This is a genomic window from Spirillospora sp. NPDC052269 (assembly GCF_040679435.1).
Taxonomy (GTDB): Bacteria; Actinomycetota; Actinomycetes; order Streptosporangiales; family Streptosporangiaceae; genus Spirillospora.
This window is the reverse complement of sequence record NZ_JBFAUU010000001.1, coordinates 708,655-731,046: the sequence shown is the minus strand read 5'-3', so window position 1 is coordinate 731,046 and position 22,392 is coordinate 708,655. Positions and strand designations below refer to the sequence as shown.

Genomic DNA, 22,392 nt, shown 5'->3' with positions numbered 1-22,392 from the left:
CCGCTACGACAAACTCGCCCGCAACTACCGGGCAGCGATTGTCCTGGTCACCGCCCTGCTCTGGATCAACACATGATCCATCGGACACGGCCTAGGACAGCAGCCCGGCGGACACGGCGCGAAGATCGTCCAGGAACGCGGTGACCGCGGGGGCGCGGCGGGCGTGCCGGGCGACCGCCGCGTACACCGTCCGCTGGGGCTGGGCCTGGGCGTCCGCGACGGACAGTGGCTTCAACGCCACGTCGTCGCGGACGCCCCCGACCGCGAGCGCGGGCACGAACGTCACCCCGAAACCCGCCGCGACCAGGCCGAGCTTCGACGTCCACTCCCCCACCCGCAGCGGCGTCTCCGGGACGAACCCCGCCGGGGCGCAGCGGGCGTGCAGGGCGGCGACGGCGGCCGCGTCGTCCGCGATGATCCAGGACTCGTCCGCCAGCTCGGCCAGCGGGACGGCCCGCCGCCGCGCCAGCCGGTGCCCGCGCGGCAGCGCGACCAGGAGCGGATCACCGCCCAGGACGACCAGGTCCGCCGACGCGATCTTGTGCTTGTGCGTGCTGACCACGGCGAGGTCCAGCTCCCCGGCGTCCAGCGCGGGCAGCAGCCGCTCGGTCAGGCCCTCGCGCAACCTGATCTCCACACCCGGATGCCGCTCCCCGAACCGGGTCAGGGCCCGCGGGACGAGCACGGCGTTCGCCGTCGAGAACGCGCCGAGCCGCAGCGTCCCCGCGTCCACCTGGCGCAGGCTCTCCAGGGCGCGGGCGGTGTCGGCGTACCGCTCCAGCAGGGCGCGGGCGTGCGGCAGCAGGTACTCCCCCGCCGGGGTCGGCCGGACGCCCCGCGCACCGCGGGCGAACAGCTCGACGCCGCAGGCCTCCTCCAGCCCCCTGACCTGCCGCGACACCGCCGACTGGGTGTACCCGAGCGCGCCCGCCGCGGCCGTGAACGAGCCCAGTTCGGCCACGGACGCGAACGTCCGCAGCAGCACGGGGTCCAGGGCTTCGGGGCGCATCGGTCGCAGCATACGGGGGTGCCCCTTCGGTTTCTCCCCACGAATGTGTGAGAATCCGGGCGTCTTGGTACCCTCCAAGCGTCACTTTCCGTGATAATCGCAGCTCGTGTTAGGTACGCCCGTGTCCGAGTCCCGACCGTTCGCCAGCCTCACCACCGACTTCGGCGCCGCCTACAGCGGCACCTGTGCCGGCGTCATGTACGCGATCGCCCCCGAGGCCAACGTGCTCGTGCTCAGCGACGAGGTCACGCCCTACCGGATCATCGAGGGCGCGATGCTGCTGCGGCAGGCGCTGCCCTACCTGCCCGTCGGCGTGCACGTCGGGATCATCGACCCGGGCGTCGGCACCCCGCGCCGTCCCGTCGCCGTCGCGACCGGACGCGGCGACGTCCTCGTCGGCCCCGACAACGGCCTGCTGGTCCCCGCGGCCGAGGCGCTCGGCGGCGTCACCGCGGCCCACTACCTGGAGGATCCCGCCTACCGGCAGCAGTCGATCTCCACGACCTTCCACGGGCGCGACATCTTCGCCCCCGCCGCGGGCCACCTGCTCGCGGGCGTCCCGATCGCGGACCTCGGTCCCGCCGCGGACGTCCTGCTCCCCCTCGATCTGCCCGCCCCGGTCGTCTCGGACGGCTCGCTCACCGCGTCCGTCCTGTACACCGACCAGTTCGGCAGCCTCGTCCTCGGCGCCGAGCCCGCCGAGCTGGCCGCCGCGTTCGGTGAGCTGCCGTTCGGCACGGGCCTCGCGCTCTCCTGGGACGGCGGCGCCGCCGAGGTCCCCTTCGAGGAGACGTTCGGCAAGGTCACCGTGGGCGACCCGCTGGTCTGGGTCGACTCGTCCGGACGGCTCGGACTCGCCGTCAACCAGGGCTCCGCCGCCGACCGCTTCGGCCTCGCCGACGGCATGTCCCTGACCCTCACGCGAGCAGCCTCCTGATCCTCCGGGCGGGGCGTCACGCCCGCGCCCGCACCGGCTCCCGCCGCACGCACAAGCCCGCCGCAACAGATTCGCCGCAACGCTGGAGGCACGCCTTGGCCCGTCGTCCCTTGCTGACCGCCCTCGCGGGACTGGCCGCGCTCACCGTCGCCGCGACGGCCTGCGCGCCGCAGAAGGAGGACAGCACCTCCGCCGACAAGACCCCTGCCTCCGCCGCGTCCTGCACCAAGGACAAGCTGAAGCTGACCAAGCCCGGGCAGCTCACGATCGCGACCGACAAGCCCGCCTTCGAGCCCTGGTTCAAGAAGGACGACCCGACCAACGGGCAGGGCTACGAGAGCGCCGTCGCCTACGCCGTCGCGGACAAGCTCGGCTTCGCCAAGAACGAGGTCAAGTGGGTCACCGAGTCGTTCGACGCGTCCTACGCGCCCGGCCCGAAGAACTTCGACTTCGACGTCAACCAGGTCTCGGTCACCCCGGCCCGTGAGAAGGCCGTCACCTTCTCCGACGGCTACTACGACGTCCAGCAGGGCGTCGTGACCCTCAAGGACGGCAAGTTCGCCGGGATCACCCAGGTCTCCGAGCTGAAGGACGCCAAGATCGCCGTCCAGGTCGGCACCACCGCGCTGACGGCGGTCCGCGACCAGATCAAGCCGGGCGCCCAGCCCAAGGTGTTCAACACCCAGATCGACGCGGTGAACGCGCTGAAGAACAAGCAGGTGGACGCGCTCGTCGTGGACCTGCCGACCGCGTTCTACGTCACCGGCGCCCAGGTGGAGGGCTCCAAGATCGTCGGCCAGCTGCCGCAGAGCGCCGGCAACAACGAGCACTTCGGCCTGCTGCTCCAGCAGGGCAACTCGCTCGTCGGCTGCCTCAACCAGGCGATCGGGCAGCTGAAGTCCTCCGGCGACCTGGCCAAGCTCCAGCAGCAGTGGCTGACCGCCGCGGCGGGCGCGCCCGTCCTGAAGTGACCCCGGTGACCCCCGAGACGACGGCCGCCGCCCGCATGGCGGCGGCCCCCGGCCACAGGAAGGCGGCCCGGTGACCGCACCCGCCGACACCTGGGTGAAGAGCGAGCGGCAGCTCGCCCGCGAAGGCGCCCAGCGCCGCACGAGCGTCCGCAACGGCTCGATCGCCGCGGCCTCCACGATCCTGTGCGTCGCGGTCGTGGCCGTCGCCGTGCTGTCCTCGCCGGGCTGGCCCAGCGTCCACGAGACGTTCTTCAACTGGGGGCAGTTCTCCGAGGCGTTCCCGGACGTCCTCAGCGGCTTCTGGCTGAACGTCAAGATCTTCCTGATCGCCGAGCCGATCATCCTGGTCCTCGGGCTGCTCGTGGCGCTGGCACGCGGCCTGCGCAGCCCGCTGTTCTTCCCGGTGCGGATGCTCGCCGTCGCCTACACCGACGTGTTCCGCGGCATCCCGACGATCCTGCTGGTGTACCTGGTCGGGTTCGGGCTGCCGGCGCTGAAGCTGCAGGGCCTGCCGAACGACCCGGCCGTGCTGGGCGGGCTGGCACTCGTCCTGTCGTACGGCTCGTACGTCGCGGAGGTGTTCCGCGCCGGCATCGACTCGATCCACCCGAGCCAGCGCGCCGCCGCCCGCTCGCTCGGACTGTCCCAGGCGCAGTCGCTGCGGTTCGTGGTGCTGCCCCAGGCCGTCCGCCGGGTCGTCCCGCCGCTGCTGAACGACTTCGCCTCGCTGCAGAAGGACACCGCGCTGGTCGCGGTGCTCGGCCCGCTGGAGGCGCTGCGGCAGGCGCAGATCCACTCGGCCGACACCTTCAACTACACGCCCTACCTCGCCGCCGCCGTGCTGTTCATCGCACTGACGGTGCCGATGGCCCGGTTCACCGACCACCTCGCGGTCCGCGCCGAGCGCCGCCGCGCCCCCGGAGGCAAGTGATGAGCCGTCCGCTGCTGGAGATCGAGGGCCTCTGGAAGACCTACCACGCGCACCCGGTGCTGCGCGGCGTCGACCTGAACGTGGACGCGCACGAGGTCGTCTGCCTGATCGGCGCGTCCGGCTCCGGCAAGTCCACGCTGCTGCGCTGCGTGAACCTGCTGGAGGACGTCGACGACGGCGCGATCATCCTCGGCGGGGACGAGATCACCGCGCCCGGCGCCGACCCGGACGAGGTGCGCAAGAAGATCGGCATGGTCTTCCAGTCGTACAACCTGTTCCCGCACATGTCGGTGCTGGACAACATCACCCTCGCGCCCGTCCGCGTGCACAAGCGGAGCAGGCGTGACGCGCAGGAACGGGCGCGCGAGCTGCTCGACCGGTTCGGCCTGGCCGACAAGGCGGGCGAGTACCCCGACCGGCTGTCCGGCGGGCAGCAGCAGCGGGTCGCGATCATCCGCGCGATGGCCTGCGACCCGAGCCTGCTGCTCCTGGACGAGGTGACCTCCGCGCTCGACCCCGAGCTGGTCACCGAGGTCATGGGGATCATCCGGGAGCTCAAGGACCAGGGCATGACGATGATCCTGGCGACCCACGAGATGGGTTTCGCCCGGGACATCGCCGACACCGTCTGCTTCCTCAGCGACGGCGTCCTGCTGGAGCGCGGCCCGGCCGAGCAGATCTTCAGCGATCCGCAGGAGCCGCGCACCCGCGAGTTCCTGCGCCGCGTCCTGGCGTCCGGCCGCCTCTGACCGGCGGCCTCCGCCCCGCCCCGCCCCGCCTGACCGGGCCGACGGCACGCACGAACTGGAAGGATCGAGACATGGATCTCGACGTCGTCGCCTGGGTCCACGTCGCGGACGGACGGCTGCTGGCCGTCCGCTCCCGCGGCCGTGACCTGCTCTACCTGCCCGGCGGCAAGCGGGAGCCCGGCGAGGACGACTGGACGGCCGTGGCCCGCGAGGTCCGCGAGGAGCTCGGGCTGGAGCTGGACGAGGCGTCCTTCCAGGAGCTCGGGGTCGTGCGGGCCGCCGCGCACGACCAGCCGCGCTTCTCGCACGTCCGGATGGCGTGCTTCACCTCGGGCCACTTCGGCGAGATCACCGCGACCGGCGAGGTGGACGAGTTCCGCTTCGTCGGTCCCGAGGACCGGTCCCTGCTGGCCCCGGCGTCCGCCGCCGCCTTCGACCTGGCCGCCGAGCACGGACTGCTCTGATCACCGGCCGCTCTGATCACCAGCCGTTCCGACCGTCGGCCGCTCCTGACCACAACCGCTCTGATCAGCGGCTTCCTCGCTCGTCGGCGACTTTGATCATCGGTTGCCGACTTTGAGCATCGGCTGCGACACGCGGCAACATTGATTGACCGGATCCCCTTCGCGCCCCACACTAAACCCGTCAGCAACTTAAAGTTACAGAACATGCTGACGTCAGATTCGGCCAACGGGGGTTTCCCTTGCACGACCAGATCGCCTACGCCGCCGGACGCCTCAGCTCCGCCACCACCCTGCCGGGCCTGCTCACCGCCGCCATCCAGGGCCTCGAGCTGGTCGAGCGCACCACGACCGCGCTCGCCGACCCGTCCCGCGGCCCCGTCCGCCCCGGCCTCAGCACCGCCCTCAGCGAGGCCAGCCAGGCCTGGTGGGCGCTGTCCGCCGCGCCGACCGTCCGGACGCCCGGCGCCGACCGCCCGCGGCAGGGCACGGGCAGCGGCGCAACCGTGGACGCCCTGCGCCGCTTCTGCCTGCAGCTCACCTCGGCCCTGGTCGCCGCCACGGCGCACACGCTCGACCCGGCCGACCGCATCGCCTGCCTCAAGGCCGCCCGCCACATCGCCCGCGTGCACGTGGTCCTGAACTGACCCCGCGAACCCGGCCCGCAGCGCACCCCGCGCGGCCGACCCGGCACGGCCGACCCCGCACACACGACCCGCACAGGGCACCGCATGCACACCCCTGCACGAACGACTCCGCATGGCCGCTCCCGCGACCGGGACCGGCGGCCATCCAGCACGTGGACGGCCGCCGGTTCGCGTTCAGGCGGGTTCTCCGGCCTCGACGGGCGCGCTGTTGCGGCGGGTCGCCGCCGCGCGCTCGGCGTCGGCCTTCGCGGCCGCGAGGATCATCTCGTCCACGAGCCAGCGGGACTGCGGCGACAGGTCGACCAGGGCGCGCAGCACCTCGGTGCGGACCACGCCCTCCTCCACCTCGCGGCGCAGCGCCTTGAACGTCAGGTCGTCGTCGATCGGGCCCGCCTCGGACGCGAAGCCGAAGTAGCCGATCGGGACGCCGAAGAACGTCGCCAACGCGGTGAGGGTCCGCAGCTGCGGGTTGTCCTGGCGGCCGGTGCGCAGCTTCCACACGGTCGTGGACGAGATGTCCTCGCCGGTCGCGTGCGCGATCGCGCCGGCGGTCTCGACGTTGTTGCGCGGCGCGGGCGCCTCCGCCGGCCACATGTTCTGGATCAGCCACTCGACCTTGTCGGCGAGCATCGCGCCCGGGGTCGGCGGCTTCGCCTCGCCGTCGGCTTCGTTGTCCGGGTTGTCCATGCACCATCCCCTTCGCTCAGGCAACGACTTTAGTTGACCCGTACGCTATCCGTCAGCAAGGACACATCTCAGGTGACGATGAGTATCAAGAGGATCACAGATCGCGACCCGCCGGGCGACTTGCGGGACGCCCCGCCGCCCGGCCTGCTTTCATCGTCCTCCGAGCAGGTCCGTCCCGGGGGAGGTACCCGCCTGTGAGGAAATCCGTCGCGGCGCTGACCGCCGGCACGGTGCTGGCGCTGTCGCCCATGCCCACGCTGTTAGCGTCCACGCCGGCGCGCGCGTCCACGGCCGCGCGCGTGCCCGCGCGCACCGGCTGCGCCGGCCTGACCGGCACGGCCGCCGCCCTTTTCAACCAGTCGGTGCTGTGCCACAACCTCAGCCAGGATCTCCTGGACGGACGCCCCGACAGGTTCGGCACCGAGTTGGGCGACTCCCTGCGTCGGCTGACGCCGCCGCGCGGCATGCGCCGTCCCGAGGTCCGGCACCACGTCGTCATCCCGCGTCCGAGGCCGCCCGCGCGGCCGGCCCCGCGTCCGCGGCGGCACTCCGAGCCGAAGCACGTCGACCGGGGCGACCACGGGCCCGGCCCCTTGCCTCTCGACATCGCCCGGCCGAAGACCACGCCTTCACACGGGACGCCCGAGCAGAGCGCGCGTCCGGTGACGCCCAGGCCGTCCGCCATCGTGCGCGCGGCGCCCGAGGGCGAGGGGACGCAGTCGCTCGGCATGCTGTCGATCCTGCTGGCGGGCCTGGTGATGTGCGGCGTCGTCCTGATGCACCGGCGGTCCCTGCCCGCCCTGGCGTCGGCGATCCAGAGTCCGCTGCGCCTGCGGCATCTGCGTCCGCTGAGCCTGCCCCGGAGGCACGCTCCACACAACACCGAGGACGGGTATCCCGACGCGCCACCGCTCGCCCTGCCCGCACCCGCCGCGGATCGTCCGGCGCCGCTGGCCCCCGCCCCCATGACGTCACGCGTCACGGCGGTCCAGGTCGCGGCCGAGCTGGCCTGGCCGTCCGGTGTCGGGCTCGTCGGGGACGGCGTGGACGGCTTCGTCCGTGCCGTCATCACCGAGCTCGTCACCCGGGACGGACCGCGCGCCCGCGTCGTCCTGTCGCGCACCGAACTCGACCGGCTCTACGGCGACGCGTTCGACGAGCCGCTGCGTTCGGCCCTCGAGCCCGAGCTGCGCGTGTGCGAGCTGCTCGAGGACGCGATCGAGCACCTGGAGCTGGAGATGCTCGTCAGCGACGCCGAGCATGCCAACCCCGACCTCAGCCCCACCCGCGGGGTCGGCATGCCGACCATCTACTGGATCGCCACGCCCGGGCACGACGACGACGTCGTCCTGCCGCTGGTGCGGCGCGGCCCGGCGCACCGTCCGGTGGGCGTCATGTTCGGGGTCTGGACGCACGGCCGCACCTGCTCGGTCGACGCCGACGGGACGCTCACCGCCCCGTCCGGCTCGCGCGGCGTCCCGCTGCTGACGGTGGACGAGTCGCTCGCCGCCCTCCGCGACCACGCCTCGACCGAGCGCACCGGCTGGCTCTGACCGGTCGGGTGCTCCCCCACCGGGGTTCGACGTCCGGCCGCCGAGCGCGGCACGGAAACCCCGGTGGGCGGCGGTGTGAAATGCGCCATCGAAGATCGGCGGAATAACGAACGAGGCCCCGGTCGTGATGACCGGAGCCTCGTTGTTCGCGCGTACCCCCGAGCGGATTCGAACCGCCGTTACCGCCTTGAGAGGGCGGCGTCCTAGGCCACTAGACGACGGGGGCCTGGATCTTGCGTTCGGCTTCGCGATCTCTCGCTCGGCCTCGCTCAGCTTAGCGGACCTCGCCGGGATCTCTGACCGGATTTCCCGGACCGTCCCCTGACAAGATCGAAGCCCCGACCGCGTATGCGGCGATCAGGGCTTTCACCTGCTGAGTGCGTACCCCCGAGCGGATTCGAACCGCCGTTACCGCCTTGAGAGGGCGGCGTCCTAGGCCACTAGACGACGGGGGCTTGCGCGACCCGATCTCCGCTTCCGCGAGATCGGGATCAGCTGGGGTACCAGGACTCGAACCTAGACTAACTGAACCAGAATCAGTCGTGCTGCCGATTACACCATACCCCAGTGCCGTGAGCTTCCCTTTGGCCCTTCCGGGCTTCCGTTTCGCTCGCGCCTCGAAAAGAATACAGGAGTCTGCGGGTAGTGCCAAAACGAATAGCGGAGCCGCCCGACCAAGGTCTTCCGCGCGCCCCTGCGCCGCCCGGAACCCCCTAGGCGTTCCCCCGTCCAGGGAGGGGCGGCGGGCCGGGGCGGCACCCGCATCAGCGGCCGAAGTCGGGCGGGCCGATGTGCTCCGCGGCCCACTCCCCGAGAGGGCTCAGCAGGCGCCAGGCGTCGCGGACGCGGTCCACGACCTCGTGGGTTCCCATCCACGGGTCGGCGGGCCAGCCCTGGTGCGCGTAGAGCCGCGTGTGGCGCAGCAGGCCGATCCGGGGATGGTCGGCGTCGAAGCCGCGCGGACGCGTCTTCAGCGTCTCGCCGGCGATCTCCATGCCCGCCTTCTCCAGATCGTCCAGCAGGGCTTCGAGCGCCTTGCCGGACGCGGGCGCGTGGACGGCCGCGCGGAAGCGCTTCAGGCGCTCGCCCTGCATCGAGTACATGCCGCCCGCGACCTGCATGCCGTCCGCGTCTATCTGGACGTAGAGGGGGTTGTCGAAGGCGATCGCGCCCTGGTGGTCCTTGTAGGGCGTCTTGTCCTTGCTGAAGCGGACGTCCCGGTACGGCCGGAACAGCTTGGCCGGGCCGAACTCGGGCTCCAGCTCGTCCAGGAGGGCGAACATGGGGTCGCGGACGTACCGCTCGTAGCGCTCCTTGTTCGCCGTCCAGTACTCCCGGTCGTTGGCGGCGAGGAGCCCCTCGTAGAAGGCGAACGCCTCCTCGTCGAACCCGTCGAAGCTCATTGGTCCTCCAGGTGGGGAAACGCGTACGGCGTCCCCGGGACGTGCCCGGGGACGCCGTACTGCGGTCAGGCGCCGGCGGGCCGCCGTGCGCGGTCAGTCGCGCGCGACGACGCGGTTGGCGAGCGTGCCGATGCCCTCGATCTCGACGGTCACCTCGTCGCCGATCTCCATCGGGCCGACGCCCGCGGGGGTGCCGGTGAGGATCACGTCGCCGGGGAGCAGCGTCATGACCTGGGTCACGTACTCCACCAGCGCCGGGATGTCGTGGCTGAGCTGGGAGGTGCGGGCGTCCTGCTTGACCTCGCCGTTCAGCCGCGTGGTGATCGCCAGGTCGGACGGGTCGACCTCGGTCTCGATCCACGGGCCGAGCGGGCAGAAGGTGTCGAAGCCCTTGGCGCGGGTCCACTGCCCGTCCTGCTTCTGCAGGTCGCGGGCGGTGACGTCGTTCGCGCAGGTGTAGCCGAGGATGACGTCCTGCGCGCGGGAGGCCGGGACCTCCCGGCACAGGCGCCCGATCACGATGGCGAGCTCGCCCTCGTAGTCGACGCGCTGGGACAGCTTCTCCGGGTAGGCGACGGCCTCGCCGGAGCCGATCACGGTCGTGGACGGCTTGCTGAAGATCACCGGCTCGGCGGGCGGCTCGCCGCCCATCTCGCGGGCGTGCTCGGCGTAGTTCTTGCCGATCGCGATGACCTTGCTGGGCAGGATCGGCGCGAGCAGCCGCACGTCGGCCAGCGGGAAACGCTGCCCGGTGAAGGTCAGGTCCCCGAACGGGTGTGCCGCGATGGCGGCGATGGTGTTCTCTTCGACCACCCCGAAGGACATGCCTTCACCGGTGGAGAACCTCGCGATACGCATGTTCAGCAGCCTAATCGCCGCGCGGACTCAGAATCCGCACGCCCGTCCGGCGAGCTGGCAGCCCTGCGGGGCCGCGGGCAGCCCGGTCGCCCCGAAGCGGACCGTCCAGCTGCCGCCGGGCGGGATGGCGACCGTGCCGTCGATCTCCACGTGCGTCCCGCCGTGGACGAGCTCGGCGCCCCAGATCGTGTGGACGTCGGCGCGCGGGGTGTCGAAGGTGATCTTCCAGCCGGTCAGCGGGGCGGTTCCGGGGTTGGTCACGACGAACTGGCCCTCGAAGTACCCCTGGCTCTGCTGGACGATCTGGTAGGTGATGCCGTTCCCCTGCTTGACCGGACCGGGCGGTGCGGACGGCCGGCCTCCCCCGGCGGGCGGCGTGCCTCCGGCCGGGGGAGGCACCGCGCCCGGCGTCCCGGCGGGCCCCTCCGAGGGCTCCCCGGAGGGCTGCGTCGACGGCGGGGCGCTCCCGGACGGCTCGTGAGAAGGCTCACCAGAGGACGGGGCGCTCGGCGACGACGTCGGCTCTATGGATGCGGTGGCCGAGGACTCCGGAGCGGACGCCGACCTCTTCCCACCTGACGATCCGCCCAGCAGCATGGCCGCCGCGACGCCTCCCAGGACGAACAGCACTCCCACGGCGAGCGCCACCAGCACCCAGGGGCTTCGCTTCTGGCGGGCCGGGCCGGGAGTCGGCATGCCAGGCGTCGGCATACCGGGCGTCGGCATGCCAGGCGTGGGCATGCCGGTGGGAGCCGTGGCGCCCCCGATTCCCGAGCCTCCCCGGCCTCCCGGACCTCCGACGGGGCCCTGGCCTCCGCTGGGGGCTGTGCCGCCTGCGGGGGCGGTGGGCGGGATGCCGAAGGCCGCCTTGGAGCCGGTCGGCGGAGTGCCTCCGGCGACGCTCAGGTCGCCGGTGTGCGGTCCGGTGGAGGAGGGTGACGGTGGTGCCGCCGCGGGCCTGCTGAGCGCGTACGGCGGGGCTGGCGTGGCCGGAGCCGGTGGGATGCCTTCCGCGCCCAGCGCGACGACGGCTTCGTCTGAGGGGTTTCCCACAGGCGGGGTCGGCTGCTCGGGCGGGATTCCGGCTGGGGGCGCGCTCGTCGGCGCGGACGGCTCGTGCGTCTGGGGTGCGGCCGCGGACCCCTCCGCGCGTCCTTCGGCCTCGGCTCCGAAGAAGGCCGTCCAGTTGTCCTCGTGGGGCGTGACGTCGGGCGCGGGCGCTTCAGCGGGTACCGACGGTGCGGTCTCGATGGGCGTTGGCGCTCCGAAGGGCGTCGAGTCCCGGTCGTCGCGCCTGGGGATCGGGATGTCGGTGATCGTGACCGGCGCGGGCATGCGCGTGGGCGCGGGCTCGGGTTCGGGATCGTCGACCGGTTCGGAGGACCGTAGGACGGCGGCGACCTCGGGGACGTCGGTGAGGGTCGCGGCGGGCGCCGGGACGTCGGTGATCGTCTCCTCGGGGGACGCGTCGTAGGCGTCCGGCGGGACGTCGTCCACCGGCAGGTCGGCTCTCGCGGACAGGAGGTCGTCCGCGGGCGGAAAGGCGTCCGCGGGCGGGACATCGTCCGTCGGCAGGTCCTTGTCCACGGGCGGAAGGTCGTCCGCGGGGAGCGGATCGCCTGCCGGCGGGGTGTCGATCAGCGTGTCGTCGGGAGGCGGGCCGGCGGCGGCGGAACGCCGCTTCGGGATCGCGAACTCCGCGGTGCTCGTGTGGTCCGGGGGGACGTACCCCGGGGAATCGCCGCTCACCTGGTCACCTCTCCAGCGTGTGGTCTCACTGGGATGCGACGATTTGCGAGGCGATCCGGTTCACGGTGTTTCGCGATCATTCCGGACACGACCGGGCGCGGTCCCCCGGCTATTCCTCCGAGCCGCGGCGGGCGGCGAGGCGCTGGTGCCGGTTGAGCATGTCGGTGATCAGGCCGATCGCGTCCAGGGTGGTGGTGTCCGGGGCCCCGCTGAGCCAGCGGGTGGCCTCGGCGAGCAGGTCCTCGGCGGAGTCGCCCGCGCGGCGCTCGTCGGCGAGCCGGCCCAGGACGTCGCCGAGGCGCAGGGCCGCGCGGGGGCTGCCGGCCTCGGCGGCGCGGCGGTACCAGGACGCGGCCTGCTCGAGGTCGCCGTCATGCTCGAAGGTCTCGCCCAGGCCGAAGGCGACGCCCGCGAACGTCTCGTCCTCGGCGGTCCGTACGGACTCGGGACTCCAGGTTCGGACGGACATGGGTTCTCCGGGCGGTTCTGAGGACGGGTGCGCGCGCCGCGTGTCTCGCGGCGCGCGATCTCGGGTGACTCATGGTGGCCGTCCGGCGCCGCGTACGCCACCTGTTTGACCATGTTCACCGGCTTTTCTGGTGTTCGTGTGGCTACCGTGGGCTAAATCGACTGGTCAGACGACGAGGTCCTGATAGTCGGGGTGCTTCTCGATCCAGCCCTTGATGAAGGGGCACAGCGGGACGACCGTCCGCTCACCGGCGCGGACGTCGTCCAGGGCGCCGCGGGCGAGCGCGCCCCCGACGCCCTGCCCCTCGAACTCGGGGAAGATCTCGGTGTGCGTGAAGACGACCATCCGGCCGTTCGCGCGCAGCACGTACTCGGAGAACCCGGCGAGGGTCCCGTCGACGGTGATCTCGTAGCGGCTCTGTTCGCGGTCGTCCTTGACGAGTTTGGTCATGCCCGATCAATGCCCGGACGGGGGCGAAGATTCCCGTCCGGGACGCGATCAGTTGACGGGCTCGTGGCCGGCGTGCAGGAGGCAGTAGGTGACGGCCTCCTCCAGGGCCTGCCAGGACGCGGCGATGACGTTGTCCTCGACGCCGACCGTGCCCCACTCGCGCTCGCCGTCGCTGGACTCGATGAGCACGCGCGTGCGGGCGTCGGTGCCGTGCGCGCCTTCCAGGATCCGGACCTTGTAGTCGGTCAGCTCCATGCGGGCGAGCTCGGGGTAGAGGCGTCCGAGCGCGAGGCGGAGCGCGTTGTCGAGGGCGTTGACGGGGCCGTTGCCCTCACCGGTGGCGATGATCCGCTCGCCCTTGGCGTGCAGCTTCACAGTGGCCTCGGAGACCATCGAGCCGTCCGGGCGGCGCTCCACGATCGTCCGCCACGACTCGACGTCGAAGTGCCGGGGGCGGACGCCGGTGAGCTCCTCGCGCAGCAGCAGCTCGAAGGACGCGTCGGCGGCCTCGAAGGTGTGGCCGGTGGACTCCAGGTCCTTGACGCGGGTGACGACGGCGGCGGCGCGCTCGCCGGACAGGTCGTAGCCGAGCTCGCGGCCCTTCAGCTCGACGGACGCGCGTCCGGCCATGCTGGAGACGAGCATCCGCATGTCGTTGCCGACGACCGCGGGGTCGATGTGCTGGTAGAGGTTCGGGTCCACCTTGATCGCGGACGCGTGCAGGCCGGCCTTGTGCGCGAAGGCCGACAGGCCGACGTAGGGCTGCTGCGAGCCGGGCGCGACGTTGGTGACCTCGGAGACGGCGTGCGCGGTGCGGGTCATCAGCGCGAGCTGCTCGTCCGAGACGAGCCTCATTCCGCGCTTGAGCTGCAGGTTCCCAACGAGCGTGAACAGGTTGGCGTTGCCGCTGCGCTCGCCGTAGCCGTTGGCGCAGCCCTGGACGTGCGTGGCTCCCGCGCGGACGGCGGCCAGCGAGTTCGCGACCGCGCAGCCCGAGTCGTCGTGGCAGTGGATGCCGACGCGCGCGCCCACGGACACGACGTCGTGGACGACCTCGGCGAGCTCGTCCGGCAGCATGCCGCCGTTGGTGTCGCAGAGCGCGACGACGTCGGCCCCGGCCTCGGCGGCCGTCCGGACGACCTCCAGCGCGTACGCGCGGTTGGCGAGGTAGCCGTCGAAGAAGTGCTCGGCGTCCAGGAAGACGCGTCGGCCCTCCGCACGCAGGTGGGAGACCGTGTCGCGGATCATCGCGAGGTTCTCCTCCAGGGTCGTGCGGAGGGCCAGCTCGACATGGCGGTCGTGGCTCTTGGCCACGAGCGTCACGACGGGCGCCCCCGAGTCGCGCAGGGCGGCCACCTGAGGGTCGTCGGCGGCCTTCGCACCGGCCCGGCGGGTCGCGCCGAACGCGGTGAGCTGCGCGTTCCTCAGCCCCAGCTCTGTTCGAGCGCGGCGGAAGAACTCGGTGTCCTTGGGGTTGGCCCCGGGCCAGCCGCCCTCGATGAAGCTCACGCCGAGCGCGTCGAGGTGACGCGCGACGGCGAGCTTGTCGTCCACGGAGAGGTTGAGGCCCTCCTGCTGCGAGCCGTCACGCAGCGTGGTGTCGTACACGTGAAATGCGTCGCCCTGCATGTGTGAACCCTTCGAGGGACGACGGGACCGCGCCGGAAAACAGAAAGACCCCTCACGGACGTGAGAGGTCTGCGCGCCGGCGGTGTTCCGTCAGATGCCGACGCGCCAGCCGATAATCACGAGGCTGTTGCGCATGATGCCCTGAGCATGCCACAGGCGTCTCATAATCACAAACTCGTGTCTCATATTTCGAGACGATCCCTGGTCAGGGACATGAGAAGGCCCCGCCCGGCGGCGAATACCGCCGGGCGGGGCCGTCTCACGGAACGGGTCGGAGCGCTCGCGGAGGAGGTCAGGCGATCTTGTGGATCCAGCCGTAGGTGTCGGGGCGGCGGCCGAACTGGATGCCGATCAGTTCCTCGCGCAGCCGCATGGAGATCTCGCCCGGCTCGCCGTCGCCGATCGTCCACTCGCGGTCGGCGCCCTTGACGGCGCCGACCGGGCTGATGATCGCGGCGGTGCCGCAGCCGAACACCTCGGTCAGCTCGCCGGACTCGCAGCCGTGCTGCCACTCGTCGATGTTGATCTTGCCCTCCTCGACCTGGATGCCGAGGTCGGGGGCGAGCTTGAGCATCGAGTCGCGGGTGATGCCGGGCAGGAGCGTGCCGGTGAGCGCGGGGGTGAGGATGCGCGGCTGGGGGCCGTTGCCGTAGACGAACATCAGGTTCATCGAGCCGACCTCCTCGACCCAGCGGTGCTCCACCGCGTCGAGCCAGACGACCTGGTCGCAGCCCTTCGCGACGGCCTCCGCCTGCCCGGCGAAGGACGCGGCGTAGTTCCCGCCGGTCTTGGCCGCGCCCGTGCCGCCGGGGGCGGCGCGGGTGTAGTCCTGGGACAGCCACACGCTGACCGGCTTGATGCCTCGCGAGTAGTAGTTGCCGGACGGCGAAGCGATGATCATGAAGAGGTACTCGTTCGCCGGCTGGTTGACACCGAGCAGCTTGGTCGTGGCGAACATGAACGGCCGCAGGTAGAGGCTGTGGCCCTCGGTCGTCGGGACCCAGTCGCGGTCGGCGGAGACCAGCGTCTCGATCGCCTTGACGAACAGCTCCTCGGGGATCTCCGGCATGGCCATGCGCTTGGCGGAGGCGTTCATCCGGGCCGCGTTGGCAAAGGGGCGGAAGGTGACGATCGAGCCGTCCGCCTGGCGGTACGCCTTGAGGCCCTCGAACAGCTCCTGCGCGTAGTGCAGGACCTGGGCGGCCGGGTCGAGCATGATCGGGCCGTAGGGCTCGAGCTTGGCGTCGTGCCAGCCCTTGTCCTTGTGGTAACGGATCGTGATCATGTGATCCGTGAAGTGCTGGCCCCATCCGGGATCGGCCAGGATCCCCGCGCGGTCCTCCGCCGAGACGGGGCTCTCGTTACGGGTGATCTCGAAGTCGAGCGTGCTCATCGTGGATGTCCTCTCCCGGATCGCCAGGCGGCTCCGTTGCCGTCCGACCTTCCCTAGTGCCTATTGTCGTACTTCGTCCGGACCTGGTTAACGACCTGACCGGACCGACTTTGCCGCAGAGGGCGGGCACGACGAGAAACCGGGCGCGCCGTCTGCGGCGCGCCCGGTCATGGCTGGTCGGCGAGCGCGCCTACCCGGCTACTCGCTTGGCGATGGCGTCACCGATCTGCGCGGTGGAGCGGACGCCCGATCCCGCGCGTTCGATGAGGTCCTCGGCCACGGCGGACTCGACCCGGCGCGCGGCCGCGGTCTCTCCGAGGTGGTCCAGAAGCATCACGATCGACAGGATAGTGGCTGTCGGGTCCGCCTTGCCCTGTCCGGCGATGTCCGGGGCGCTGCCGTGGACGGGTTCGAACATGGACGGGGCGGTGCCGTCCGGGTTGACGTTGCCGGACGCGGCGAGCCCGATGCCGCCCGCGACGGCCGCGCCGATGTCGGTGATGATGTCGCCGAAGAGGTTGTCGGTGACGATCACGTCGAACCGCTGGGGCTGGTTGACGAAGTACATCGTCGCCGCGTCCACGTGGCAGTAGTCGGTCTCGACCTGCGGGAACTCCTCGCCGACGCGCTTGAGCGTGCGCTGGTAGAGGTCGCCCGCGTAGGCGAGGACGTTGTCCTTGTGGACGAGGGTCAGCTTCTTGCGCGGACGGGCCGCGGCCTGCTGGAAGGCGTACCGGACGACCCGCTCGACGCCGAAGGCGGTGTTGACGCTCTCCTGCGTGGCGATCTCGTGCGGGGTGCCCTTGCGGATGACGCCGCCGGTGCCCGCGTAGAGGCTCTCGGTGCCCTCGCGGACGACCACCATGTCGATGTCGTCCGGTCCGACGCCCGCGAGCGGGGAGGACGCGCCGGGCAGGAGCTTGACCGGGCGGAGGTTCGCGTAGTGGTCGAACTCGAACCGGGTGCGGAGCAGCAGGCCCCGCTCCAGGAGCCCGGACGGCACGGACGGGTCGCCGATCGCGCCGAGCAGGATGACGTCCTGGTCGCGCAGCTCCGTGAGCACCGAGTCCGGTAGGACCTCACCGGTGCGGTGGTAGCGCGCGGCGCCGAGGTCGTACTCGGTCTGCTCGAAACTCAGGTCGTGGGCGGGGGCGACGGCTTCGAGAACCTTCAGCCCCTCGGCGACGACCTCGGGGCCGATCCCGTCACCGGGAATGGCCGCGAGTCGGATGCTGCGGGAAGCCATGCGCAGACTGTACCGCATTGTCTCACTCCATGGTCCGCCGTCTCAAGGAGTGAGATGTTGATGAGGGGTGGGGCCGCCGGGTTCGGCGGCCCCACCTTCGGCGAGTGCGGCAGGATCATCGATCAGACGAGGCGGGCCAGTTCCCACGGGTCGTGCGCGGAGAACACCTCGACCTCGTCGCCGTGGTCGCGGACCAGTTCGCGCAGACGCGCCTGGGTGCCGATCCGCAGGTCGGGGTGGATCTGCGACCTGGTCTGGACCATGTCCATGAGCGGGTGCGGTTCCTTCACGTCCTGCATTTCGCGGTGGTAGTAGTACGCGTCGCCGCAGTGGAGGAGCCAGCGGTCGGTGTCCTGGACGGCGACTCCCGCGTGGCCCGCGCTGTGCCCGCCGAGCGGGATGAGCTTGATCTCGGACGGCAGGCCGTCCAGGGGGATCGCGGTGAAGCCGAACCACTGGTCGTCGGACGCGCCGTCGTAGCTGACCCACTTGGGGCCGTGCGCCCAGTGCGCGGGACGGTAGCGGGAGGCGGCGCCCGCGGCGACCGCGGCGTCCCGCTCGGCGCCCAGGACGTGGACGGCGGCGTCCGGGAAGTCGGGGAGGCCTCCGCAGTGGTCGACGTCCAGGTGGGTCAGGACGATGTTCCGCACGTCGGACGGGTCGTACCCGAGGGCCTCGATCTGGCGGACGGCGGTCTCCGACTCGTCCAGCACGGGTCCGGCCATCGCGATCCACTCGGCGTCGAGGGTGCCGTGGGGGTCGCGGACGTTGCCGAGCCCGAGACCGGCCTCGACCAGGACCAGGCCGTCCGCGTCGGTCTCGACGAGCAGGCAGTGGGCCACGGCGGACACGGGCTCGGGACCTTCGTAGGTCGCCTCGATGGTGACCATGGAGGCGCAGTTCAGGTGGTGAATCCTCATGCGGCTATGCTGCAACTTGAAGCGCACTTCAAGTCAAGGAGACGGCCGGTGGAACAGACCCTGCTGGACATCGGGGAGGTCGCGCGGCTCTCCGGCCACGCGCCGTCCGCGCTGCGGTTCTACGAGAGCAAGGGCCTGATCGAGCCCGCCGGTCGGAACGGGCATCGGCGTGCGTACCATCCTGACGTGCTGGAACGGCTCGGGATGATCACGTGCGCGCGGAGCGCCGGGTTCACGGTCGCCGAGGTCCTGAGCTTCCTCAAGGCCCGTCCGGGGGACGGCATGCGTGAGCGCATGACGGCGAAGGCCGAGTCCCTTGACGAGCAGATCGCCCAGCTCACACGCCTGCGCGACAGCCTCCGGCACGCGGCGGTGTGCGAACACGACCCGGTGGTGGAATGCCCGGACTTCAGGCGTGCCATCGGCCGTGTCCCGGCCGGGGTCTAGCCGTTCCGGCGGTCAAGGAGGGCGCAGTCTCCGCACAGTCCGCCCCCGGGTGGGACCTTGTAGTAGAGGCAGCAGCTTCGGCGCACGTAGCCGCGTGGGGTGAACTCGCCTGCGGCGTCCAGGGGCGGGCGTGAGAGGACGTCCTGGACGAACGGGATCAAGGCGGGAGCCAGATCGGGGGCCATGCGGGCCGCGTAGAGGGTCCCGGCCAGGGCGGACGCGGCGTTTCCCCAGATCAGGCCGTCCGCGAGCTTGACGACCTTCAGCATCGTGTCGCGCAGGGGGCGGAGCTGACCGTCCACGACGGTCTCGAACGCGTCGGTCGGGGTCGCGGGTCGGCCCGTCGGGGTGGCCAGCCACAGGGCCATGGGCGCGCCCGGGGCCCAGCGCCAATGCAGGGACGCCAGGTCGGGGACGACGCCGAGCGCGGCCGACACGACGACCGGTGACCAGAGGCGGGACGCGATCCCCTGGAACAGGATGCTCGCGGCGACGCGACGGTCGGCCGTGCCGAGGCGCTGGGCGTACTGGCCGATGAGACCGTTCAGGTGCTCGGGGTCGGTTTCGGGGAACGGACGCCAGGTCGGGTCGACCGCTTCGTCCGGGTCAATCGAGACGGCGAAGTACGGGCCGAGGGTCGCGGCGCGCCGGAGCGCCTCTTTCACCTCGTCCATCAGCCGACCGCCGGTTCCGCGACGTCGCGGTGGAAGACGATGTCCATCGCCGTGGTGACGCCGATCGCGAGTGCGCCGAGGACCGTCGCGTCCGCCCCCAGCGCGGACGGCTCGACGGGGGGCGGATCGAGCGGCGTCATGTCGGCGAGGCGTTCGCGGACGGCGTCCAGCAGGACGTCCTGACCGTGCCGGACGAGGCCGCCGCCGATCACCACCAGGCGCGGGTCGAGCACCGCGATCACGCTGGCCAGGGCACGGCAGACGTTGCCCGCCTCGTAGTGGACGGCCTCGGTCGCGAGCGGATCCCCCGCGCGGGCCGCGTCGTAGACCCCGGCCGTGGTCAGCTGGCCGTCCATGCCGAGGCGGCGGGCCGTGGCGACCAGTCCTGCGGCTGAGAGCACGCTTTCCAGCATGCCGTGTCGCCGGGCCTCGGGCGCGCGGGTGAGCGGGTCGGTCTCGACGAGCGGCAGGAACGCGATCTCGCCCGCGGCGCCGCGCGCGCCCCGGAACAGCTCGCCGTTCAGGACGATGCCCATGCCGAGGCCCGTCCCGACGGAGAGGAACACGAAGTCGGGGACGCCGCGTCCGAGGCCGTGCGCCTGCTCGCCGAGCGCGGCGAGCGCGATGTCGTTCTCGATGAGGACGGGCGCGGGCAGGCGTTCGACCAGGTCACGGGTGATGCCCGGGGTGTCCCAGCCGGGCAGGTTCGGGGCGAGGCGCAGCCGGTGCGCCTCGGTGTCGTGGACGCCGGGGGTGCCGATCACGATGTGGGTCAGGTCGGCGGGCGCGCATCCGGCCTCGGCGGCGAGCTCGTCCACGAGGGAGACCAGCTGCCGGGTCAGGTCGGCGGGGCCGCTCGCACGGGACCGGAAATCCCTTCTGACCAGCACTTTCCCGTCCAGGCCGCAGAGCGCGGCGCGGACCCACTCGCGGCCGACGTCGATGCCGACCGCGCGTCCGGCGTCGGGGTGGATCTCGTACAGCATCGCGGCGCGTCCGGCGTTGCCCGTGCGGTGCCCGACGGTCCGGACGAGCCCGGCGCGTTCCAGGTCGGCCAGCGCGAGCGACACCGTCGGTTTCGACAGCCCGGTCTCGCGCGCCACCTCCGGGCGGGACACCGGGCCGAGCTCCCGGATCCGCTCGTACACCGCCCGCTCGTTCATCACCCTCAGCACACTGGTGGTGCTGGCCACCGGCCTGCCGATCGCCCCCGTCACCCCGATCCCCCCCAAACGCCGCGTCCACGGGAACACATGTCCCGAACCGGATCGTCGCATGCCCTTGTTTTGTTAGGAAGCCTCTCTTACTTTCAACTCAACGGCGAGCCTCCAGAAGGCGGTGCGTGCCATGCACACCCGTGTCCTGCACATCCGTGCCCCGCACACCACGATCCGGCCGCGAACCCCGCGGACCGCCGCGATGGCGGTCACCCTCCTCGTCGCCCTCACCGCCTGCGGAGGCGGAAGCAAGGGCACGTCCTCCCACGACTCGGCGACCATCGCGCTCCTGCTCCCCGAATCCAAGACCACCCGCTACGAGGCGTTCGACCGCCCGCTGTTCGAGCAGCGCGTGAAGCAGCTCTGCCCCCGCTGCACCGTCCTCTACTCCAACGCCGACCAGGACCCCGCCAAGCAGCAGAGCCAGGTCGAGTCCGCGCTGACCCGGGGCGCGAAGGTGCTCGCCCTCGACGCCGTGGACGCCAAGGCCGTCGCGCCGCAGGTCAACGAGGCCGGACGGCGTCATGTCCCGGTCATCGCCTACGACCGGCTCATCACCGGCGTGAACTACGCCTACTTCGTCTCGTTCGACAACGTCCGCGTCGGCCAGATGCAGGGCCAGGCCCTGCTCGACGCGCTGAACGCCCGGCACACCCTCGGCAAGGGACGCGTCGTCATGCTGAACGGCGCGCCCACCGACCCCAGCTCGGCCGACTACAAGAAGGGCGCGCACAGCGTCCTGGACGGCAAGGTCCCGATCGGCCGCGAGTACGACACCCCCGACTGGAGCCCCGACAAGGCGCAGCAGGAGATGGAGCAGTCCGTCACCGCGCTCGGCCGCGACTCGATCGTCGGCGTGCTGTCGGCCAACGACGGGATGGCGGGCGGCGCGATCACCGCGATGCGGCGCGCCGGATACCGCCCGCTCCTGCCGATCACCGGGCAGGACGCCGAGCTCACGGCCGTCCAGCGGATCCTCACCGGCGACCAGTACATGACCGTCTACCTCAACATCAAGGCGCAGGCGTACAAGTCGGCCGAGCTGGCCGTCGCCCTCGCGCGCGGCGAGAAGCCCGCCGCGCCGACGACCGTCGACAACGGCTCGGGCAGGGTCCCGGCCTTCCTGCTCTCCCCGACCGCCGTCACCCGCGACAAGATCAAGGACACGATCCTCAAGGACGGCTTCTACACCGTCTCCCAGCTCTGCACCGGGGACGCCGTCGCGGCCTGCAAGAACGCGGGCCTTCAGTGACCGCCCCCGTTCTCTCGGCCCAGGGCGTGGGCCGCACGTTCGGGGCCGTCCGGGCCCTGCACGACGTGACGCTCGACCTGCGCGCCGGGGAGGTGACCGCGCTCGTCGGCGACAACGGCGCGGGCAAGTCCACGCTGGTGAAGGTCCTGTCCGGGGTCGTGGCGCCGGACGCCGGACGGATCCTGCTCGGCGGCGAGCCGGTCCGGATCGTCCGGCCGCACGACGCCCGCGCGCTCGGGATCGCGACCGTCCACCAGGACCTCGGGCTCTGCGAGAACCTCGACGTCGTCGCGAACCTGTTCCTCGGCGCGGAGCCGCACCGCTGGTCGCTGCTGCGGTCGCTCCGGATGGAACGCACCGCGCGCGACCTGCTGGCGTCCCTGGACGTCCGGATCCCCGACCTGCGCACCCCGGTCGCGTCCCTGTCCGGCGGCCAGCGCCAGTCGGTCGCGATCGCCCGCGCGCTGCTCGGCGAGCCCCGGGCCGTCCTGCTGGACGAGCCGACCGCCGCGCTCGGCGTCGAGCAGACCGCGCAGGTCCTGGCCCTGATCCGCCGCCTCCGCGACCGCGGGCTGGCCGTCCTGGTCATCTCGCACAACCTGGCGGACGTCCGGGCCGTGAGCGACCGCGTACACGTCCTGCGCCTGGGCCGCGACGCGGGCGTGTTCCGCACCGGGGACACCGCCACCGAGACCATCGTCGCCGCCATCACCGGAGCCGAGGCCGCCGCATGACCCGGA

The 22,392-nt window shown here is 71.8% G+C and carries 23 protein-coding genes and 3 tRNA genes; 10 read left to right on the top strand and 16 right to left on the bottom strand.

The features are described 5' to 3' along the window. Nucleotides 1-91: 91 nt before the first annotated feature. A complete protein-coding gene (locus tag AB0L06_RS03425) occupies nucleotides 92-1,009 on the bottom strand; it encodes a LysR family transcriptional regulator (RefSeq protein ID WP_500229283.1) in 918 nt (305 codons plus the stop codon). A gap of 121 nt (nucleotides 1,010-1,130) precedes the next feature. On the opposite strand from AB0L06_RS03425, the gene AB0L06_RS03420 reads away from it, so the two are divergent. The 6 genes from AB0L06_RS03420 (at nucleotide 1,131) to AB0L06_RS03395 (ending at nucleotide 5,705) form a co-directional block, all read left to right on the top strand. After that, the gene (locus AB0L06_RS03420; protein WP_500229282.1) at nucleotides 1,131-1,946 is read left to right on the top strand and encodes an SAM hydrolase/SAM-dependent halogenase family protein; all 816 of its coding nucleotides are present in this window, start codon (nucleotides 1,131-1,133) and stop codon (nucleotides 1,944-1,946) included. Nucleotides 1,947-2,041: 95 nt separating this feature from the next. Beyond that, entirely contained in the window at nucleotides 2,042-2,917 is an 876-nt protein-coding gene (locus AB0L06_RS03415; RefSeq protein WP_500229281.1) for an ABC transporter substrate-binding protein, read from the top strand. Nucleotides 2,918-2,987: 70 nt separating this feature from the next. Next, a complete protein-coding gene (locus AB0L06_RS03410) occupies nucleotides 2,988-3,848 on the top strand; it encodes an amino acid ABC transporter permease (protein ID WP_500229280.1) in 861 nt (286 codons plus the stop codon). Next, nucleotides 3,848-4,597: an amino acid ABC transporter ATP-binding protein gene (locus AB0L06_RS03405; RefSeq protein ID WP_500229279.1), complete on the top strand. Its 750-nt coding sequence runs from the start codon at nucleotides 3,848-3,850 to the stop codon at nucleotides 4,595-4,597. The genes AB0L06_RS03410 and AB0L06_RS03405 overlap by 1 nt, the downstream gene beginning before the upstream one ends. A gap of 71 nt (nucleotides 4,598-4,668) precedes the next feature. Continuing rightward, nucleotides 4,669-5,061: an NUDIX hydrolase gene (locus AB0L06_RS03400; RefSeq protein WP_500229278.1), complete on the top strand. Its 393-nt coding sequence runs from the start codon at nucleotides 4,669-4,671 to the stop codon at nucleotides 5,059-5,061. Nucleotides 5,062-5,300: 239 nt separating this feature from the next. Next, on the top strand, nucleotides 5,301-5,705 hold the full coding sequence (locus AB0L06_RS03395; RefSeq protein ID WP_500229277.1) for a hypothetical protein: 405 nt from the start codon (nucleotides 5,301-5,303) through the stop codon (nucleotides 5,703-5,705). Between the two features lie 174 nt (nucleotides 5,706-5,879). On the opposite strand, the gene AB0L06_RS03390 is transcribed toward AB0L06_RS03395, so the two are convergent. After that, a complete protein-coding gene (locus AB0L06_RS03390) occupies nucleotides 5,880-6,392 on the bottom strand; it encodes a hypothetical protein (protein WP_500229276.1) in 513 nt (170 codons plus the stop codon). A 194-nt stretch (nucleotides 6,393-6,586) separates the two neighbouring features. On the opposite strand from AB0L06_RS03390, the gene AB0L06_RS03385 reads away from it, so the two are divergent. Further along, the gene (locus AB0L06_RS03385) at nucleotides 6,587-7,945 is read left to right on the top strand and encodes a hypothetical protein (protein ID WP_500229275.1); all 1,359 of its coding nucleotides are present in this window, start codon (nucleotides 6,587-6,589) and stop codon (nucleotides 7,943-7,945) included. 153 nt (nucleotides 7,946-8,098) lie between these two features. On the opposite strand, the gene AB0L06_RS03380 is transcribed toward AB0L06_RS03385, so the two are convergent. From AB0L06_RS03380 to AB0L06_RS03325, 12 genes are all read right to left on the bottom strand, one after another. Continuing rightward, a tRNA-Glu gene (locus tag AB0L06_RS03380) sits at nucleotides 8,099-8,171 on the bottom strand. A gap of 156 nt (nucleotides 8,172-8,327) precedes the next feature. Then, a tRNA-Glu gene (locus tag AB0L06_RS03375) sits at nucleotides 8,328-8,400 on the bottom strand. Between the two features lie 40 nt (nucleotides 8,401-8,440). After that, nucleotides 8,441-8,512, bottom strand: a tRNA-Gln gene (locus AB0L06_RS03370). Between the two features lie 197 nt (nucleotides 8,513-8,709). Beyond that, the gene (locus AB0L06_RS03365; protein WP_500229274.1) at nucleotides 8,710-9,348 is read right to left on the bottom strand and encodes a DUF2461 domain-containing protein; all 639 of its coding nucleotides are present in this window, start codon (nucleotides 9,346-9,348) and stop codon (nucleotides 8,710-8,712) included. Nucleotides 9,349-9,441: 93 nt separating this feature from the next. After that, nucleotides 9,442-10,206: a fumarylacetoacetate hydrolase family protein gene (locus AB0L06_RS03360; RefSeq protein ID WP_500229273.1), complete on the bottom strand. Its 765-nt coding sequence runs from the start codon at nucleotides 10,204-10,206 to the stop codon at nucleotides 9,442-9,444. A 27-nt stretch (nucleotides 10,207-10,233) separates the two neighbouring features. Further along, nucleotides 10,234-11,955 (bottom strand): cellulose binding domain-containing protein, encoded by a 1,722-nt coding sequence (locus tag AB0L06_RS03355; protein ID WP_500229272.1) that lies wholly within the window; start codon nucleotides 11,953-11,955, stop codon nucleotides 10,234-10,236. A gap of 109 nt (nucleotides 11,956-12,064) precedes the next feature. Next, on the bottom strand, nucleotides 12,065-12,424 hold the full coding sequence (locus AB0L06_RS03350; RefSeq protein WP_500229271.1) for a hypothetical protein: 360 nt from the start codon (nucleotides 12,422-12,424) through the stop codon (nucleotides 12,065-12,067). A gap of 165 nt (nucleotides 12,425-12,589) precedes the next feature. Further along, nucleotides 12,590-12,874, bottom strand: a complete 285-nt coding sequence (locus AB0L06_RS03345; RefSeq protein WP_500229270.1) for a GNAT family N-acetyltransferase — start codon at nucleotides 12,872-12,874, stop codon at nucleotides 12,590-12,592. 48 nt (nucleotides 12,875-12,922) lie between these two features. Further along, nucleotides 12,923-14,503: a citramalate synthase gene (gene cimA / locus AB0L06_RS03340; RefSeq protein ID WP_500229269.1), complete on the bottom strand. Its 1,581-nt coding sequence runs from the start codon at nucleotides 14,501-14,503 to the stop codon at nucleotides 12,923-12,925. A 292-nt stretch (nucleotides 14,504-14,795) separates the two neighbouring features. Then, nucleotides 14,796-15,896 carry a branched-chain amino acid aminotransferase gene (locus AB0L06_RS03335; protein ID WP_500229268.1) on the bottom strand — a complete coding sequence of 367 codons (1,101 nt, stop codon included), beginning with the start codon at nucleotides 15,894-15,896 and terminating at the stop codon, nucleotides 14,796-14,798. 190 nt (nucleotides 15,897-16,086) lie between these two features. Further along, nucleotides 16,087-17,142, bottom strand: coding sequence for a 3-isopropylmalate dehydrogenase (locus tag AB0L06_RS03330; RefSeq protein WP_500229267.1), 1,056 nt, complete (start codon nucleotides 17,140-17,142; stop codon nucleotides 16,087-16,089). A 122-nt stretch (nucleotides 17,143-17,264) separates the two neighbouring features. Next, nucleotides 17,265-18,062: an MBL fold metallo-hydrolase gene (locus AB0L06_RS03325; protein ID WP_500229266.1), complete on the bottom strand. Its 798-nt coding sequence runs from the start codon at nucleotides 18,060-18,062 to the stop codon at nucleotides 17,265-17,267. 48 nt (nucleotides 18,063-18,110) lie between these two features. On the opposite strand from AB0L06_RS03325, the gene AB0L06_RS03320 reads away from it, so the two are divergent. Beyond that, nucleotides 18,111-18,509: a MerR family transcriptional regulator gene (locus AB0L06_RS03320; RefSeq protein ID WP_500229265.1), complete on the top strand. Its 399-nt coding sequence runs from the start codon at nucleotides 18,111-18,113 to the stop codon at nucleotides 18,507-18,509. On the opposite strand, the gene AB0L06_RS03315 is transcribed toward AB0L06_RS03320, so the two are convergent. Both AB0L06_RS03315 and AB0L06_RS03310 read right to left on the bottom strand, forming a co-directional pair. Beyond that, complete coding sequence (locus tag AB0L06_RS03315; protein WP_500229264.1) at nucleotides 18,506-19,183, bottom strand: (2Fe-2S)-binding protein; 678 nt, start codon at nucleotides 19,181-19,183, stop codon at nucleotides 18,506-18,508. The genes AB0L06_RS03320 and AB0L06_RS03315 overlap by 4 nt on opposite strands. Next, nucleotides 19,183-20,346 carry an ROK family transcriptional regulator gene (locus tag AB0L06_RS03310; RefSeq protein WP_500229263.1) on the bottom strand — a complete coding sequence of 388 codons (1,164 nt, stop codon included), beginning with the start codon at nucleotides 20,344-20,346 and terminating at the stop codon, nucleotides 19,183-19,185. Before AB0L06_RS03310 ends, AB0L06_RS03315 begins: the two co-directional genes overlap by 1 nt. 184 nt (nucleotides 20,347-20,530) lie before the next feature. Between AB0L06_RS03310 and AB0L06_RS03305 the strand changes: the two genes are divergently transcribed. Both AB0L06_RS03305 and AB0L06_RS03300 read left to right on the top strand, forming a co-directional pair. Then, a complete protein-coding gene (locus tag AB0L06_RS03305) occupies nucleotides 20,531-21,652 on the top strand; it encodes a sugar ABC transporter substrate-binding protein (protein WP_500229262.1) in 1,122 nt (373 codons plus the stop codon). After that, on the top strand, nucleotides 21,649-22,386 hold the full coding sequence (locus AB0L06_RS03300; protein WP_500229261.1) for an ATP-binding cassette domain-containing protein: 738 nt from the start codon (nucleotides 21,649-21,651) through the stop codon (nucleotides 22,384-22,386). Before AB0L06_RS03305 ends, AB0L06_RS03300 begins: the two co-directional genes overlap by 4 nt. Nucleotides 22,387-22,392 lie beyond the last annotated feature (6 nt).